The sequence below is a fragment of the Rummeliibacillus sp. BSL5 genome, assembly GCF_052928305.1.
In genome coordinates, this window is sequence record NZ_JAVGCV010000007.1 from 19629 (window position 1) to 36702 (window position 17074).

The window sequence follows — 17074 nt, forward strand, 5'->3', positions numbered from 1 at the left end:
TATAAAGGTTATTAATACCAATTTGATCAAACTTTTTTTAAAGTACAACTGTTTTTTTATTAATTAGAAGACATCATATTTTTCATCATTTTCATATCAGTTCCTATTAAATTCATCGTTTGGATCTACTTATTAATGATACGTTTCTCTGAAACTAATATTAATTTCGTTATTAGTTCGTGGGGAACTATTTTGTAAATCAACATTTCAGTCTATTTTATAACAAAAGGAATGCCATTAAATCCGCATTCCCACTCGTTATTATATATATATCCTATTTCCACTCAATAATAGACAGTACTTCCTACTTCTTTAATTAACGATATTTCTTGAAGAATCATATTGTTTTGGCAGTTTTATGGTGGGAAAGAAATCATTTAGCTTTACTTTTAGCTATTGAAAACTCAATATTTTTTTCATAACTTGAATATAGTTTTGTATTTGTATCGTATTTTAATAGTGGAATAACATAACTTTTATTTGTTTCTCCATCAATAAAAAAATGACTTTCTTTATCCCAATAAACCTTACCTAAATAGCTTTCATCTTCTGAAACAGTTACACTTGATACATGTCCGGCAATAATATCTTTATAAAAAGAACCTGTTTCAACAGGGAATTTCCAAGTATATTCACCTTCTTCAGTGGCATGTTTCCACAATTCTTCATCTTCCTCACAGATCCCCGCATGAACGAAGATTTGGTTTGACGTTTCATAATATAAAGAAGCATTTTTGGCAAATAGCCATTGTAGTAGCTCCCTATGATTTTTTTTTAATTCACTTTTTAATAAGCCATTCATTCTTGTTCTAGGGTTCTCTATGACTTGAACTTTTTTTAGCATACAATCCCATTGTTCATCTGTAAAAAAACTCTTAGTCGCCATTAATTCTTGGTCTTGTTCTAGCCATAGCCAAAAATCTTCTCCCCACCAATCTATAAACATTTGATCGTGATTTCCTATTAAAACAATTACTTGTTCGGGATACGTTTCTTCTAGTTCCTTTATTTTATAAAGGACTTGGCAGCTCTTTGGTCCTCTATTAATATAATCTCCTAAAAAAATAAGCTGATTATCTCTATTTGAATCTAAATCAACTAAACTTAAAGTCTCCATCATTTCATCAAAAAATCCATGAATATCACTTACGGCGTACATAATAGACATATGCTGATCCTTCTTTCTCTTTTTAGAAAAATTCACAGTAGAATATAGTTTCTTTTCAAATAACAATAGATTTCTTTGCTCCAACTGCTTGGACATTCCCTCTAAATAAAATTAGTCTTTTACATTACTTTTATTTAATGTCTGATTTCCATTAAATTTGATTTTTGTTTGTTCAGCAGTTTTGATCTCTATATTTCCAGTCATTGCATCAGCAATTGCAGTATCAGCACCACTCCACATATGAGCATAATGTTTCAAAGTGATTTCGGGACTTGAATGCCCCATACGTTGCGACAAAACTAGTACCGACACATTAAACTCATTGATAAGATATGAAGCATGTGAATGACGCAACCCCTTTGCTTGTATCTTTTTCACATCTGCAAATTTAGCATAACGAGCAATGATTCGACCTATTGTTGACTTAATCATAGGCAATCCATCATAACTAAAAACAAAGTCATTCTCTTTGCCTAAACCTATTTCAATTTGTCTATTTCTCCATTCTGTTAAAATTGTTATAGTATCATCATCAAGCGCAATCATTCTTTTGCCGTCTTCTGTTTTTGTATATGAATTTCGTTTCCAATCCATTCTAGTTTTTATAACAAGCATATGATGAACTCTTATACGTTTCTTCATTAAATCAATGTCATTCCAATGTAAAGCTGTACCTTCATTCACACGAATTCCTGTCATATAATAAACCCATAACATAACGAAACTTAAATGCTCATAAAAATCACCTTTATAAATTTGATTTATTACTTTTTCAAATTCTTGTTTCGTCCAATATGGTACGATTGCCTTTCCTTTCGGAATTGCCCTAACCTTTTTAGAATTATTGTGCTCCAAATACTGCATTTCTACAGCTTTATCTAAACTCTTTCGAAATACTCCAAAAACTAAACTTGCATATGATTGAGCATATCCAGCTCCCCCATTTTCTTTACTCGTTAATAACCATGTACGAAAATTTTGTACGTCCTCCACTGAAATGGAACGGAGAGAAAATGTTGCAAATCTTTCTCTTATCTTTTCTAGTATTCTTTGCCGAACGGAGAAAGTACTTTCTTCAACTTCAGTTCGATAATAAGGTATATAAACTGTATTCATAAATTGCTCGTAAGTCATTTTATAGTTAGCATAACCATTGACTTTATGATATTCTCTTTTTAATCTAGTTAACTCTTTGTTAGCTTCAAACGCTGAAGAAAAAGGCTTACCGTTTACGTCTTTTCTTCCCTTTTTCCTTATCCGTTTCCCTGTAATTTTATCAATTCCAAATTCTGATTGATAAAAGTAGGTCCCTTTATCGTCAACGTAAACACCGGGATATTTCGTTGTTTGTTGTTTCGCATTTTTCATTGAGAATTACTCATTTCTGTTATAAGAGAAACTCCTAAAATGGATTCAACTACGTCTCTCGGAACTCTCCCCAGTCTTTTGTTGTTATAATAAGGACAACCTTTTTGCACCATGATTGCTTTTGCTTGTCTAATTAGTGAAATAGCTTGATATTTTTTATAACCCAGTTTAATTAAATCATCTTTACATATTGTTGTTCCCATCACACCAACCCCTTTCCACGCTAATATTCATCTTCACTCATAAGTTCTAATACACGTTGCTCAATTAATGTTTGGTCGGATTCAGTAATTTTTTCTTTCCCCATATGTATTAACTCTTTCAAATAAAGATCCGCATATTTTTCACCATATACACGCCTAAATGACTCATAAAGCATGCTTATTGATTTTACTGTAGAATTTTCAACCCAATTTTTCTTTTTCTTTAAAGTGAGTTTTTCACGCCTTACCTTTAAAGGGATTTCTTCTATACCGTCCACAAATTTTTGCCACCATCTCATTGTAGGCAGTCTATTTTTATTGTGTAAGTCACTAACACTCTTAGGTTGTGTCTTAAAACAATAATGTGCTGATAAAATACCTTTAATAATAGCATTAAGTGGTTTCCCCTTTGATATTTGAAGAGCCACTTGCATAGCTTTATTCCCGGTCAATTCTAGTTCCCATCTGACCCACTTTTCTACATTTACAAATTCATCTGCGTTATCTTTTCTTTCTTGTTTTTTATCATAGATTCGTAATATTTGTGGAGATGAACCAATATACAACGTAAAGCCTGTCAATTTCCCATCAAGAACCCTTCCACTATTTATTTCAATAAATTTATGACTTTTCGTACTTAACTGTCCACGTTTTACATAGTCCTGCAATGCTTTTACAGATGGAGTAGAATCATCAAAAATATCTATAGCCAAATCTATTCTTGATACTTTACCTTGCATTTCTAGAATAAGTGATAAAAATTTGTACCAATGCCAACCATCAACCCTTGACATGTATTCTTCATATTGCCTACATGCTTGTCCAGACATATCTATAAGAATACTACTATGACTTCGAGAGGAATGAAGCTTTATATTTGCAAAGCTAATGCACATATCATAAGTGGGGTACGGAGACCCCTTTATCTCTGAAGAAAATTCAGAGATAGGGATACCTAAAATTCCATCAGCGACTGTCGGAAACTCACAATTTGGAATTGAACAACGTAAATAATCAATTAAGCATTGATTACTTCGCTTTTGGCTCATTCGCTTCACCTATAATGTAACTATCAGCTTCTATTTTTATTTCTGAATACTGCCATGTATCAATCATTGGCTTACCTTGTCCGACAAATGTTTTCTTTTGAACTTTTTTAGGTCTCACTTTAAGTCCAATAAAAGAAATTGGAATAAATTCACCATCTTCATAACTATCAAATATAGGTAAACTATCTTGTTTTTCAACAACTACAGTAATAGGCGAACCGATTTCAGTACCACCATTTTGTAATACAAGTTCAATAAATGGTCTGTCGTATACCTTAAAAGTTATTGCGTATTTACCTGTTTCAACTAGCTCACCATTTAGATTCTTTTCTTTTTCAATTCGAGCGGCAAATTCATCTTTTTGCACTAACATAGCTGTAGGGATTTTAAATTGTTTAATATCAAAATGTAAATCAACTAAATCAATATTTTCCGAGTCATTTAAAGAATGAAGTTTTGACGATTTTAAAATTAACTTTTCCATATTTTCAAGCTCCTCTTTTGTCATTATTAAATCCCGAACTCTCGGGATTTTGAAAAACCTTCCACCCTTAGAACCTCAAAGGATTACACATTTTCCATTGAGGGAGATTCACCAGTGTTACCCACTGTTTGCTTCGCTAATTTTGTTATTTATATACGTTGGGCAAAGAACGCCCAACAAGGCATAACTTTTCACGAGCGTTTCTTGCCACTCCGTTTGGCGACTTAGGTCGCCACCGAAACACTCGCAAAAAGTTACGCTCTATTTTTGGAAGTGTTGCATTTACTTTATAGAACTATTATCCATAACTTTTTGTTCAAATTGTGTTCGCATACTCAACGACTGGCTGTTTAGAGTTATCCATCCCTTGCTGAATTTTCATCAATTTTTCTATTTCTGCTATGAAATCAAAGTCTTTCTCTATAAATGGAGTTTCAAAATATACCGGAGCTGTATGAACACCATCAATTTGAATATATCCACCACCCTTTTCCAGAATAGTCTTATACTCAACATTATTTGTATCAAATATCATATTGTACCCAATTGAGTCCATAGCTCCTAAACCCGCTTTAAAGCCCATTTGAGCCCTTATATTCGTTGGTAGGTCATCAGCTGAAGGGCGTTGCATAAGTATCTCTATCATGACACCAGCTTGTCTTCCTTTCATAACAATTTGAAAGACATAATCTATTGCTTCTTTAGCAATTTTTTTATCTACCGAATGCATGAAGGCTGAAAATTCATCAAAAACTACTATTATTACTGGCAAACCAAAGTCTCGGTATGTTTTCCCAAAGGCAGCTACATCACTGAAATAGTTTGAATACCGCTCTTCCATTAACTCAACAGTTTCTCGGAGCATTTTACATATTTGATTACTATCCGAAGCTACTTTATTCTCAAAACCAGTAACAAATCGCAGTAAACTTAAATCAGCTTTTTTAGGGTCAATAATTCTCAAATCCGCTTGAGGAGATAAGTTTAAATACGAAACTATTTTCCCTAGAATAAAGAATGACTTTCCTGAACCAGTACCGCCTACAATCAAAGAATGGGGAACTTTATGAAGCTGATATGAAATATTACCAGTAATTCTTATTTCATCAGTTTCATTTGAATTCATAACAGTTGAAGTCAAGCTAATGCGCTTGTCTCTTTGCTTTAAGAAAATGTATTCAGCATAATTAATTGTTACATTGGTTACATCAAGCTCCATACCTAACGCAGATTCCAAATTTTCACTAAGATTGACAGCTTCTTTTGTAAAGCGATCACCATCTCTGGAAATTCGTACCCAAACTTTTTTAATATCTTCTTTGAAATAAATTCTTGCCACCCTAACAATTCTTTTTTCCTTAGATATTTTCCCGTTGTTTTCATATTCAAAAGTTTCTTCGTCATATAATTTCAATGTATGAATCACATATGCTAAGTTACTTGCAATAAATGATTTTCTCTTAGATTTTATTTTTCTAAATACCATTATCATTTTAAAAATAAAGAACATATACATCGCCAAAAATAGTACATCTGCTAAAATTCTAAAAAAACTAAAGCGATAAGCAAAAGGAAAATCTTTAACCAAAGACGATGTTAGAACCAAAAGCCATGAACCAAAGGATATTGAAAAAACCAAAAAGAGAAGAGGAAAACATCCATCCTTTTTTGCAGGATATTCAACTTTTTTCCATTCACTATTCTTTCTCTTAATAAAAGGAAAACGATACAAATAAGTTTTTAATACATCAATCATTCAGTAACTCCATTTTTTTATTAAACTCATTCATCATATTTCTACCACGTTCTTCGATACGAAAATTGGCTTGTTCCAAAAATTCTATTAATTCGAATTTGTTTTTAGGTAAAAGTCTTGAATATGGTACTAAGTGATTTTTCCAATATGGAATAATTTTATAATCTTCATCTACATAACAATTAAGAAAATTTGTGTTAATAAAATCTTTCCATGCTCCGATAGGCTCTAAAAAATCTTGAAGTAACTTCAAGCCCCAATCCCAGTAATCACGATGTCCACGACCACCATTAAATCCACACGGAACAGCAGCAATATTTCCAACTGTATGAGTTAATACTGCGAATTTTTGTAATTCCTCTGAATCATGAACTTCAGAGAAGTATTCAAAGTTTGTAGATAGGAACTCTATCCAATTCATTCCCTTTTCAACTGTTAGCGAAGGAAAATTATTTTTATAATATGTTAGATATTTTGGGTGAAGTACCTCATATTTTTCAGAGCTATGTGGAGGATAAGCGAAATTTGGAATTGAGTCATTTCTCTCATAGTCTGGAATTATTAAAGGAGAGGCGTCTCCTTCTTTAATTGTTCCAATAGGCATAAATATTTCTGGATACATGATCTGTAAATAACACTTATAAGTTGTCCAAAAAGAATTCATTACATCTTTATAATCTGTATTTGAACTAGGAAATAATATTCTAAATACGTTCTCAATTAATTGATAATTTTCAATATGACCTCGTTTAAAATTATTGTAATTAAAATAGTCATCACTTTTATCAAGATAATTTGCGGAAACCTTTGCTAATAAAATATTCTTAATTGGATTTCCATCACCGATATAATTATCTCCGAGTAACACCTTTTTAAAATCATAGTTTGCTGTTAAAATTTCCACTTTCTTTCCTCCTGTATTTTTATTTGTATAATTTAATTTGGCATAAAAATGAATAAAAAAACGCCAAATCAAATTGTACATTTATATACATATTACAAAAACATCTGTAATACGTCAAGGTTTTGTACAAAATAATTTGGCATTTTTAGCGATTTTAAAACTTATCCTCTAATTCAGCTTCAAGTTTATCTAGTAGTACTATTATTTTTTCACTAATTTCATCATCAAAAGACGATTTAACTTCTTCTTTATATCTATTTATCATTGTTCCAAGTTCTTTTGATTTTAAATCACCCAATTCTACGTTCTTAATATAGGCAGCTTTTAATATTAATCTAATACAGACACCAATTGTCACACTTCGTACCTTAAGTATACTTGGTAGTAAATCCTTTAAATCCTTTATCCCTTGTTCAACCTCTTTGCTTATTTGAATTCTCAATTTAAGCGAATTGGGAGATATTTCGTAATGATTAGGTAATTTAATTTTTCTACCATGTATTTCCGTCCACTCTTCTTCTTTTACCCATAGAGAATCCTCATAAGCTTTCATAATTACATTACCTTTTGTAATAGTCACTCCAGATTCTTCTTCATAAAGTCGTTTCAATTCTTCTAAAAGCTCTGCTGTATCAATTGCTATTCGTGATTGATAGTAATTCATAGTTTCCCCACTTCCTTTTAATCGTAAATTTATTTTATATTGTATAAATTAATTTGGCAACAATGAATAGAAAATTTAAATTTGGTGGGAGGAATGGTGGGGAACCATATAAAAATAAGCCTATTCTACAGTATGATAATTGCAATAAACACTGTAAAATAGGCTTTTTCAATTCAATTTATACTATCCTTTTATTCCCACTCAATAGTTGCAGGTGGCTTGCTCGTTACATCATACAGTACGCGGTTCACGTGGTTAACCTCGTTGACTAGACGTACAGACACTCTTTCTAGTACATCATATGGGATACGTGCCCAGTCAGAAGTCATGCCGTCGATTGAGGTTACGGCGCGGATACCGATTGCGTAATCGTATGTGCGTTGGTCGCCCATGACGCCGACAGATTTGATGTCAGGCAGCACAGTGAAGTATTGCCAGATTTGATCTTCAAGACCGGCTTTAGCTACTTCTTCACGCAAGATTGCGTCTGATTCGCGAACGATTTCTAATTTATCTTCAGTTACTTCGCCAAGTACACGGATAGCTAGACCAGGACCTGGGAACGGTTGGCGCCATACTATTTCTTTTGGAAGACCTAATTCAGTACCTAAAGCACGTACTTCATCTTTGAATAATGTTTTAAGCGGTTCAATCAATTCAAATTGCATATCTTCAGGCAGGCCGCCGACATTGTGGTGAGATTTAATTGTTTGAGCTGTTGCTGTACCGCTCTCGATAATGTCAGTGTATAGAGTGCCTTGTGCCAAGAAGTCCATGCCTTCTAATTTTGATGCTTCATCATCAAATACATAGATGAATTCGTTACCGATAATTTTACGTTTTTTCTCTGGATCACTTACGCCTGCAAGCTTGTCCATGAAACGTTTACGTGCATCAATTTTGATAACATTCATGTGGAAGCCATCAGCGAATGTTTCCATTACGCTATCTGCTTCACCTTTACGTAAAAGGTTGTGATCCACAAACATACATGTTAATTGATCGCCGATTGCTTTATGGATTAAAACAGCTACTACTGAGGAATCCACGCCGCCTGATAGTGCGCAAAGCACTTTTTTGTCGCCGACTTGCTCGCGGATTTTGCGAATTTCCATATCGATGAAGCTATCCATCGACCAATCGCCTTTTGCACCACATACATCGAATACAAAGTGACGTAGGATATCGTTGCCGTATACAGAGTGGCGAACTTCTGGGTGGAATTGAACAGCATAGAACTTGCGCTCAGCATTTGCCATAGCAGAGATTGGGCAAGATTTGCTTGTCGCAATCGTTTTAAAACCTTCTGGAATGGCTGTTACCAAATCGCCGTGGCTCATCCATACAACTTGGTCTTTTGGAAGCTCTGCAAATAGAGCGTTGTCTTCAACAATATTAATTTCGGCTTTACCGTACTCACGGTGATCAGCAGGCTCAACTTTGCCGCCTAAAGAATGTGTCATCAATTGCATGCCGTAGCAAATGCCTAAGATAGGCACACCCATTTCGAAAATTTGGTCATCAATGCGAAATGCATTTTCATCATATACAGAATTAGGGCCACCGGAAAAGATAATACCAGTCGCGTTCATTTCTTTTAATTCCTCAGCTGTAACAGTATGAGGGTGCAATTCACTGTAAACGCCAAATTCACGGATTCGACGGGTAATAAGTTGATTGTATTGGCTTCCAAAATCAAGAACGATAATTTTTTCTTGATCCTTTAAAATTGTACTAACTGACAACAGTTCCACCTCTTTTTTATTAGTAATGAAATCGCCTTGTATAAAAAAACGCGCACGAAAGAAAGCTCCTTCATACGCGTTTCAAATTATACAAAAGCAAAATAAACGAATGCATGCATAAATCATCCATCGTCTAAATTGCCTTCATAGTCAAACTGTTTACGGTAGTTTGGTAGAAACATTCGAACCATATCTTCGAACATATATGAGGGTCGTTCATTTATTGTTAGTTTTCTTCATTTTACAGGCAATACGACGCAAAATCAACCTGATGTCCGATTGATTAAATATTTCCAACATTCGATTAGTTCATCGCTCGGTTTACCAGGTACATCTTTGTTGTAAAGCCGCTCCTCCATGGCTCTTGTTAAGATGCCCATTTTGTCTGTACTGTATGCGGTATCCACATGCTCAGCAAAGTCTTTGAGGGTTTGACCTTCTTTTCTTCTGTGACCTGCTCGCTTCAATTGCTTTAGTAAATCTTCATACATTGTATCTAACTGGCGGTAGCCTTGTGTCCGATGCTTAAAGATCAGCCATTTCGGCATCCACTTGCGGCGGGTAAAGAATAGAAGCAGAAGAATGGCAACGGCACCGATCAAGATACCCAACCAAATAGCACTCCAGTTGTTCGTTTGATTAGTAGCTGATTTCTTTTCTACCTGTTTCTTTTCTTTTTTCTTTTCTTTTTTTACTTTCTTTTCTTTTTTCTTTTCTTCTTTTTTCTTCTTCTCTACTTTTTGTTGTTCATTTTCTTTCTGCTTTGGATTGATGGCTGATTTTTTCTCTTTGCTTTTCACATCATTTAGCACATTATCAAACCCACCAAAGCCGATTGTCGGTTCAAAGGACATCCATCCTACACCTGGAAAATAGGCTTCTACCCATGAGTGGGCATTATTGTTAGTCACGACATAATGATGTTTATTATCGCTCATCGGCACTTCATCGCCCTCTGAGAATCCCTTCACCCATCTAGAAGGAATGCCAATCGTCCTCAGCATGACCGCCATTGAGGTAGAAAAGTTGTCACAGTAGCCAGATTTCGTATCAAACAGGAATTGATCTACATAATCTTGTTTTCCCTCGGGTGTTCCTACTTCTAAGCGTGAATACTTATAGCCGTTGTTTTGAAAATAGGAGACAATGGCATTAGCCTTGCCGTATAAGCTCTTTTCGTCTTTTGTAATAGTTTTAGCCAGTTTCTCTACTCTAGCAGGTAAGGTTTTCGGCACTTGTAAATAAGGCTTGAAATCCTTTGATAACCCCTTCAAGTCAGATGTCCTGGTTCTTGATAAAGCCTTCAGGCTGTATTCTGGCTTGGAATAGGTCATTGAATAGGATGGCAGGACAATTTTTTTGCCATCCATTGTCGGACGGATTTTTTCGCTGTCAATCTCAATATAAAATTGATCGCCCATACTTTGTTCGTCCATTTTTTGCAGTCCATATGGCTGAAGGACAAATTTGTAGTCTTTCTTCAGCTCAATTTCTGCATGTTCTCGGTTCTTCTGTTTACCGGGTTTAAGCGACATAGGTATCTTTTCGCCATAGTCAAAAGTGTGAACGTATATGTCCCCTTTTTTTCTAACCCAACCTTTACCTGTATAAATATTTTTCGTTTCAATGCGCCAATATTGGTTTTCTTTAGCCGTCGCGACAAGAACAGGTCTATGATCTTCTTCAAAAGGACCCCCTAATTTCTCGTCATCTTCGACGTACCCAATCTTGCCAATCTCCCCAGTCTGGTTTTGCTGCATATCCAGCAGTTTCTTGAGCGGCTGTGGCGGAGCAACGACTGCCTGCTTCTTAGGCGCCACATAGGCGAATAATGTACAAACTGCGATCATACACACAAATGGCAGCAGCCATTTGAAGCTGCTTCTTTTTTCCGGTAGAGCTCGTTCGCTTTCAAGCAACCTATAAAGATATAACCCTGACATTAATAGGGTTCCAGAAATCATGGTGCGGATAATGGCGTGCTTGGCATCATACTCTGTAAATGTATCTAACAGACTTAAAAAAATGATGGTTACCAAAAAGAAATAAAAAATGGAACGCTTGGCAGTAATCCAATGGTGAATGAGATAAATCGCCATCCATAGCAAAACAAAGAATAAAATACTGCGGAAGGAATCTGCGATGCCGTTCCAGTCGCCGTTTGTGACGGCTCCTATACTTCCAGTAAACTCGCTAATAATACGCGTAAAACTATTTAGTGAAAAAACAGCTGTGCCCATATAGACATACATCAAAAACCAGGCAATATAAATAATCTTCACTACAAAGGAAAGCACAATATTGATATTAAAGGCATTGCCCGCTAGGCATAAAACGATAAACAGTAGAAACAATCCAAGGTGACCTGTAGAGGTTAAGTTCACGACTGGTATCATCCATTCGCATAACATCAGGAACACAAGAAGGTAAAGCCCTATTATTCGAGCCTGTTTGGCAATTGTTCTGTTCATGGCTTCATCACCTCCATAAAGGCGTTAGGAAACTGTGATGGCGTAAGAGGCACAATGCGGATACTTTGATCTATTAGTCCGCCTATTTTCTCCACACTATCTTCCAGCGGCCGAAGTAAAAAACAAACTGCTGGTCCTGATTGTTTGGACGTTCTTTGCAATACCTGAGCCCATTCTTTCGAAAGATTGCTCGTGACAAAATAGATGCCTGAATTATTTTCGAGCAAACGATGCTCCGGCAGACTTTTTTCAAACTGCTCTATTGGTTCTGGCTGTAATTGAGCCATTTTATATAACGCTTGCTTCAACTGGTCATTCGTGTGGATGCCTTGGATGAATACTTGTTTAGCCCCTGCAAATAAAAAAGACAACGTTTCGCGCTTTTTGACAGCAGCGGCTAAGATGGATGCACAGAATTCCACTTGTTCTTCAAATAGCTCTTCCTGTGTCCCATCCAGGATCAAGCACCACTCTTTTGACTGTTGGCTTTCAAAGGTTTTGGTTTGCAAGGTTTGTGTTTTCGCGAATGTCTTCCAATGAATCCATGACATACGATCTCCTGGCTGATAGTCACGAACACCAGATACCACCGTGTGATCGCGTTTCGATGAAAGATTAGAGCTCCCAGTACTACTTTTATTTTGCAGAGATGGACTTATATATTTCATCTCAGTAATTTTAGGCGTCACCACAATAGTTAACGGTGAAGACACAAATACTTTCCTTTTCATCCACCCAAAGAAATCTGTTACAGTCAGCTCAATACCTGTTTGTTCATAATATCCTCGTCTCAGTTCAGTCGCTTCATAAGCAAATACAAAACTTTTCTTTGTTCCTAGCATTGTTACCTGCCGGGTATCTTCTTCCTTTATGGGAAGTGTGCCTTCAGCGGCCTTTTCCTCAGCTATCACATACAGTAGCGGAAAACGGAACATCCGCTTGATGGTCGTCTCCACTATGACTGACTCCCCCTGTACGGCTTGCTTTTTTATACTTGTCCGTTCTGCAGAAAAGCGAAATGGCCAGAAAAATAGCAGAGTTGAATACAAGGCAAATGGCAGAAACATAAAAAAGATAAACCAGCTGACAAAGCCCCCCTGCATTAAAGCGAAGGAAAGAGAGATTGCAAGCAACAGCAAAATCAAGAATAATCGAATAAATGCTTGCAAACTCCGCCCTATTGCATGGCGCTTCATCATAACAATGCCCTTTTAACTGGAACTGGAGTATTTATGATCATGCGACCAATCACATCCTCAGCCGAAATTTCATCATATCTTGCAGCCGAGTTCAAAATAATCCTATGAGAAAATACGTAAGGCGCTAAATATTGGACATCATCAGGTGTCACATAGCGTCGGCCCTTTAAGAATGCATAGGCTTGAGAGGCTTTCATCAGAGCAATGGACCCCCTCGGGCTGACTCCGAGGAAGACAGACGGATTCTCTCGTGTGGCTCTGGAAAGGTCTACAATATAGGTTTTGACAAGTTCATCTACATGGACCGTCTTGATCTCTTTTTGAATCTCTTTTAATTCCTCTAATGAAAGAACAGCCTCCAGTGTTTCTATAGGACGCGATCCTTCAGCCCTTCTTAAGACTTCCATTTCGTCCTCATGCGAGGGATACCCCATATTTAATTTTAAGAGGAAACGATCCAGCTGAGCTTCTGGAAGTGGATACGTCCCCTCGTATTCAATCGGATTTTGGGTGGCCATGACAAAGAAAGGCTTGGTTAATTCAATTGTCTTTCCTTCAACCGTAATAGCTGCTTCTTCCATCGCTTCAAGCAAAGCGGCTTGCGTTTTAGGAGATGTACGGTTAATTTCATCCGCTAGCACGATATTGCCCATGATAGGACCTGGGTGAAAACGGAATTCCATCTCTTTGGGATTATAGATTGATACACCAAGCACATCAGAGGGCAACAAGTCAGGTGTAAATTGAATCCGTTTAAAATTTGCGCTAACGGATTTTGCAAGAGCGCGCACCATCATGGTTTTCCCAACGCCTGGTACGTCTTCGAGCAATATGTGGCCTTCCGCTAATAGTGCAACAATACTTAACTCTGCTATATGTCTTTTGCCGATCATCACCTTTTCAATATTTCGTATGATGGCTTGAATTTTTTCTTGCGCTTCCATACTTGTCCTCCTCTACCGTTATGTATCATGAAAATCGATTTCGTAGTTCTCTTATTATATAGGCTAATGTACACTGTGGCAAAAAACCTATTGAGTTCCCAGTCTTTCCACTGCGAAAGAATTTTAGAAGCGCCATCGAAAATAAAACCGGTTCTATCTTTTCAAGAACCGGTTTCTAGTTGAGTAGTGTATGAAGTTATTTCCAAAAATCATCAAAAATCGTAATAGGCATATGGCGTTTATGTTGTGACTTGCAATAATAACCTTCTAGTTTCTTGCGAGCCACTTCAGGGATTTCCTTGCCGTCCAAGTAATCATCAATTTCGTCATACGATACGCCAAGTGCTACTTCATCCGGAATAAGAGGACGATCTTCTTCCAAATCAGCTGTTGGCACTTTTTCATATAAGTGTTTTGGACAATCAAGCGCTGAAAGCATCGCCTTTCCTTGCCATTTGTTTAAGCGGAAGAGCGGCATAAGATCTGCTGCTCCATCACCAAATTTGGTATAGAAACCTGTGATGGCTTCAGCCGCATGGTCTGTGCCAAGTACCACTGCACTATGATGAGCAGCAATGGCATATTGCACTTTCATTCGTTCGCGTGCTTTTTCATTTCCTTTTAGGAAGTCTGTCAGCTTAATGCCCGCTTCTTTTAATGATTGGACACCCGCATCTACTGCAGGCTGAATATTCACTGTATAGGTGAAAGTAGGATTAATAAAGGTCAGCGCATCCTGACAGTCCTGTTCATCCCTTTGGATACCATATGGTAATCGTACTGCCCAGAAGGAATACTCATTATCCCCATTTTCCGTATTTAGCTCATCCACAGCCATCTGTGCCAGTTTGCCCGCTAATGTCGAGTCCTGTCCGCCTGATATGCCAAGCACGAAACCTTTGACGAAGGAATTCTTCTTCGCATATTCCTTTAAGAAATCAATGGACTTACGAATTTCTTCTTCAGGATTAATCTCAGGCTGCACATGCAATTCTTCGATTATTCTCTGTTGCAATGTCATCTATTATCTCCTCCTAAATGTAATTCGTGCACCATATCTCTAACTTCTTGAATGTTGCGCATTTTATTGTCCCAACATTTTTGGCTAAGATCGACAGGGTATTCTTCCGGATTCAATGAACGTTTATATTCATCCCATAAGAAGTTGAGATTGTCTTTTGCATATTCCTTCATCTCTTGTACTGAAGGTGTTTCATAGATTTGCTTACCGTCTTCAATTACTTTCTTATGAAGGTTTTTAGCAGCAAAGTTCGTAACAAATTTTGAGATAAAGGTATGCACAGGATGGAACATTTTCAGGCGCTCTTCCGCTTCTGGATTTTCATCATGCATAGTGATGTAATCTCCTTGCGCTTTTCCGTTTTCTAAATCAATAATACGGTAAACTTTTTTCAATCCAGGAGTCGTTACCTTCTCTGCATTAGCGGAAATCTTAATGCGATCCTGCATGTTCCCTTGCTCGTCTTCCAACGATACGAGTTTGTATACTGCTCCTAATGCTGGTTGATCATATGCTGTGATTAGTTTGGTGCCTATACCCCAAGTGTCGACCTTAGCGCCTTGCGCAAGGAGATTCAAAATTGTATATTCATCTAAATCATTAGATACCACAATTCTGGCATCCGTGAAACCTGCTTCGTCTAACATTTTGCGGGCAGCCTTTGATAAAAAGGAGATATCACCGCTGTCGAGACGGATTCCCAAGAAATTAATCTTGTCGCCTAATTCTTTCGCAACTTTAATGGCTGCTGGTACTCCGGACTTTAATGTATCGTACGTATCTACTAAGAATACGCAATTTTTATGGCGGCGGGCATATGCATGGAATGCCTCATAGTCATTTTTATAGGCTTGTACCAATGAATGTGCATGCGTCCCAGCAATCGGCAGATTAAATAGCTTTCCAGCTCTAACATTACTTGTAGAATCAAACCCACCGATAAATGCTGCACGTGAACCCCAAATCGCCGCATCCATTTCTTGCGCACGTCTTGTGCCGAATTCCATGACGATATCTTCTTTGACTACTTGCTTAATACGGCTTGCTTTAGTTGCAATCAATGTTTGGTAGTTCACAATATTTAGCAAAGCTGTCTCGATAAGCTGTGCCTCTACTAAAGGTGCCTCAATCCGGAGAATGGGTTCATTGCCAAATACAAGCTCCCCTTCTTCCATCGAATAAATATCACCTGTAAACTGCAAGTCTTTTAAGTAATCTAAAAAGTCTTCTCTATAACCTTGTTCCTCACGAAGATAGTTAAGGTCTGATTCGCTAAAACGAAACTCTCGTAAATAGTCCAGTATTCTTTCTAAGCCTGCAAAGATTGCATAGCCATTGCCAAACGGCAATTTTCTAAAATATAATTCGAAAACTGCTTTTCGATTATGTATTCCATCTGCCCAATAGGACTCAGCCATATTAATTTGATATAGATCTGTATGCAGCGCTAGGCTATCATCTGGATAATGTGATTTCATTTTTCATAGTCCCTTCTTCCACATTTTACTTAAAACATAGTATACACCAATTGTCTCTGAATATATCTTCCTAAGGCAGTAGTTGCCACAAAAAGGGAGCACTAATCCTTAAAAGGCACTTTTTCAATGGTCAATAACTTTTTCTTTAACGGAATCCCACTACTAAATCCAGTTAACGTTCCGTTCTTACCGATAACCCTGTGGCATGGCACCGCAATGAGAACAGGGTTTTTGCCAATCGCACCGCCAACTGCTCTCACAGCCTTCGGATTGCCTATAGCTTCTGCTATATCAGCGTAGGAGACCGTTGACCCATATGGAATTTGCTGTAATGCTTCGAAAACCTTCAGTTGAAAAGGTGTACCCTTTAAATCGAGCGGCAAATCAAAAATTGTTCTTTCCCCCGCAAGATATTCTTGTAATTGGCTTTTGTAGAGGGCCATTTTTTCTGGAGCTTCCACTAATTCGGCGTCACCTAGATGCTTACTTCCCCATTCTTGTATTTCTTCCAATGTGATTCCGACACAACACACCCCTTGATCGGTCGCAGCCAAAACTAAAGAACATTGTTCATCTTCCAAGCGTGTCCAATATAAATGCACTTTGAATTCCCCCTGTAG

Annotated in this window: 15 protein-coding genes and 1 riboswitch; all 15 genes read right to left on the reverse strand. The window is 37.0% G+C overall.

The annotated features are described in order from the left end of the window. Positions 1-373: 373 nt before the first annotated feature. Positions 374-1168, reverse strand: coding sequence for a metallophosphoesterase (locus RCJ93_RS14710; protein WP_446739390.1), 795 nt, complete (start codon positions 1166-1168; stop codon positions 374-376). Between the two features lie 111 nt (positions 1169-1279). Then, a complete protein-coding gene (locus RCJ93_RS14715; protein WP_446739391.1) occupies positions 1280-2536 on the reverse strand; it encodes a tyrosine-type recombinase/integrase in 1257 nt (418 codons plus the stop codon). Continuing rightward, positions 2533-2739, reverse strand: coding sequence for a DUF3173 domain-containing protein (locus RCJ93_RS14720; protein ID WP_000537368.1), 207 nt, complete (start codon positions 2737-2739; stop codon positions 2533-2535). The genes RCJ93_RS14715 and RCJ93_RS14720 overlap by 4 nt, the downstream gene beginning before the upstream one ends. Positions 2740-2759: 20 nt before the next feature. Beyond that, positions 2760-3788, reverse strand: coding sequence for a replication initiation factor domain-containing protein (locus RCJ93_RS14725; RefSeq protein ID WP_446739392.1), 1029 nt, complete (start codon positions 3786-3788; stop codon positions 2760-2762). Next, the gene (locus tag RCJ93_RS14730; protein WP_446739393.1) at positions 3769-4272 is read right to left on the reverse strand and encodes a peptidase; all 504 of its coding nucleotides are present in this window, start codon (positions 4270-4272) and stop codon (positions 3769-3771) included. The genes RCJ93_RS14725 and RCJ93_RS14730 overlap by 20 nt, the downstream gene beginning before the upstream one ends. 316 nt (positions 4273-4588) lie before the next feature. Continuing rightward, positions 4589-6028 carry an FtsK/SpoIIIE domain-containing protein gene (locus tag RCJ93_RS14735; protein WP_446739394.1) on the reverse strand — a complete coding sequence of 480 codons (1440 nt, stop codon included), beginning with the start codon at positions 6026-6028 and terminating at the stop codon, positions 4589-4591. Further along, positions 6021-6932, reverse strand: coding sequence for a hypothetical protein (locus RCJ93_RS14740; RefSeq protein ID WP_446739395.1), 912 nt, complete (start codon positions 6930-6932; stop codon positions 6021-6023). Before RCJ93_RS14740 ends, RCJ93_RS14735 begins: the two co-directional genes overlap by 8 nt. 154 nt (positions 6933-7086) lie before the next feature. Further along, the gene (locus tag RCJ93_RS14745; protein WP_446739396.1) at positions 7087-7596 is read right to left on the reverse strand and encodes a hypothetical protein; all 510 of its coding nucleotides are present in this window, start codon (positions 7594-7596) and stop codon (positions 7087-7089) included. Between the two features lie 191 nt (positions 7597-7787). Further along, a complete protein-coding gene (gene guaA, locus RCJ93_RS14750) occupies positions 7788-9341 on the reverse strand; it encodes a glutamine-hydrolyzing GMP synthase (RefSeq protein WP_066791953.1) in 1554 nt (517 codons plus the stop codon). Between the two features lie 127 nt (positions 9342-9468). Next, a riboswitch (purine riboswitch) is annotated at positions 9469-9570 on the reverse strand. Positions 9571-9604: 34 nt separating this feature from the next. Continuing rightward, positions 9605-11812, reverse strand: a complete 2208-nt coding sequence (locus tag RCJ93_RS14755) for a transglutaminase-like domain-containing protein (RefSeq protein WP_446739397.1) — start codon at positions 11810-11812, stop codon at positions 9605-9607. Next, the gene (locus tag RCJ93_RS14760; RefSeq protein ID WP_446739398.1) at positions 11809-13011 is read right to left on the reverse strand and encodes a DUF58 domain-containing protein; all 1203 of its coding nucleotides are present in this window, start codon (positions 13009-13011) and stop codon (positions 11809-11811) included. The genes RCJ93_RS14755 and RCJ93_RS14760 overlap by 4 nt, the downstream gene beginning before the upstream one ends. Further along, positions 13008-13955, reverse strand: a complete 948-nt coding sequence (locus RCJ93_RS14765; protein WP_147197918.1) for an AAA family ATPase — start codon at positions 13953-13955, stop codon at positions 13008-13010. Before RCJ93_RS14765 ends, RCJ93_RS14760 begins: the two co-directional genes overlap by 4 nt. Positions 13956-14151: 196 nt before the next feature. Further along, the gene (gene nadE, locus RCJ93_RS14770; RefSeq protein WP_446739399.1) at positions 14152-14976 is read right to left on the reverse strand and encodes an ammonia-dependent NAD(+) synthetase; all 825 of its coding nucleotides are present in this window, start codon (positions 14974-14976) and stop codon (positions 14152-14154) included. After that, the gene (locus RCJ93_RS14775) at positions 14973-16454 is read right to left on the reverse strand and encodes a nicotinate phosphoribosyltransferase (RefSeq protein WP_066790129.1); all 1482 of its coding nucleotides are present in this window, start codon (positions 16452-16454) and stop codon (positions 14973-14975) included. Before RCJ93_RS14775 ends, nadE begins: the two co-directional genes overlap by 4 nt. A gap of 101 nt (positions 16455-16555) precedes the next feature. Further along, positions 16556-17056 carry a methylated-DNA--[protein]-cysteine S-methyltransferase gene (locus tag RCJ93_RS14780; protein ID WP_066790134.1) on the reverse strand — a complete coding sequence of 167 codons (501 nt, stop codon included), beginning with the start codon at positions 17054-17056 and terminating at the stop codon, positions 16556-16558. Positions 17057-17074: the final 18 nt, after the last annotated feature.

Bases quoted from the DNA above. Each gene is read 5' to 3' on its own strand.
- RCJ93_RS14745 (WP_446739396.1), bottom strand. From the start codon at position 7,596: ATGAATTACTATCAATCACGAATAGCAATTGATACAGCAGAGCTTTTA.
- RCJ93_RS14755 (WP_446739397.1), bottom strand. From the start codon at position 11,812: ATGAACAGAACAATTGCCAAACAGGCTCGAATAATAGGGCTTTACCTT.
- nadE (WP_446739399.1), bottom strand. From the start codon at position 14,976: ATGACATTGCAACAGAGAATAATCGAAGAATTGCATGTGCAGCCTGAG.
- RCJ93_RS14775 (WP_066790129.1), bottom strand. From the start codon at position 16,454: ATGAAATCACATTATCCAGATGATAGCCTAGCGCTGCATACAGATCTA.
- RCJ93_RS14710 (WP_446739390.1), bottom strand. From the start codon at position 1,168: ATGTCTATTATGTACGCCGTAAGTGATATTCATGGATTTTTTGATGAA.
- RCJ93_RS14730 (WP_446739393.1), bottom strand. From the start codon at position 4,272: ATGGAAAAGTTAATTTTAAAATCGTCAAAACTTCATTCTTTAAATGAC.
- RCJ93_RS14725 (WP_446739392.1), bottom strand. From the start codon at position 3,788: ATGAGCCAAAAGCGAAGTAATCAATGCTTAATTGATTATTTACGTTGT.
- RCJ93_RS14720 (WP_000537368.1), bottom strand. From the start codon at position 2,739: ATGGGAACAACAATATGTAAAGATGATTTAATTAAACTGGGTTATAAA.
- RCJ93_RS14735 (WP_446739394.1), bottom strand. From the start codon at position 6,028: ATGATTGATGTATTAAAAACTTATTTGTATCGTTTTCCTTTTATTAAG.
- RCJ93_RS14765 (WP_147197918.1), bottom strand. From the start codon at position 13,955: ATGGAAGCGCAAGAAAAAATTCAAGCCATCATACGAAATATTGAAAAG.
- RCJ93_RS14715 (WP_446739391.1), bottom strand. From the start codon at position 2,536: ATGAAAAATGCGAAACAACAAACAACGAAATATCCCGGTGTTTACGTT.
- RCJ93_RS14760 (WP_446739398.1), bottom strand. From the start codon at position 13,011: ATGATGAAGCGCCATGCAATAGGGCGGAGTTTGCAAGCATTTATTCGA.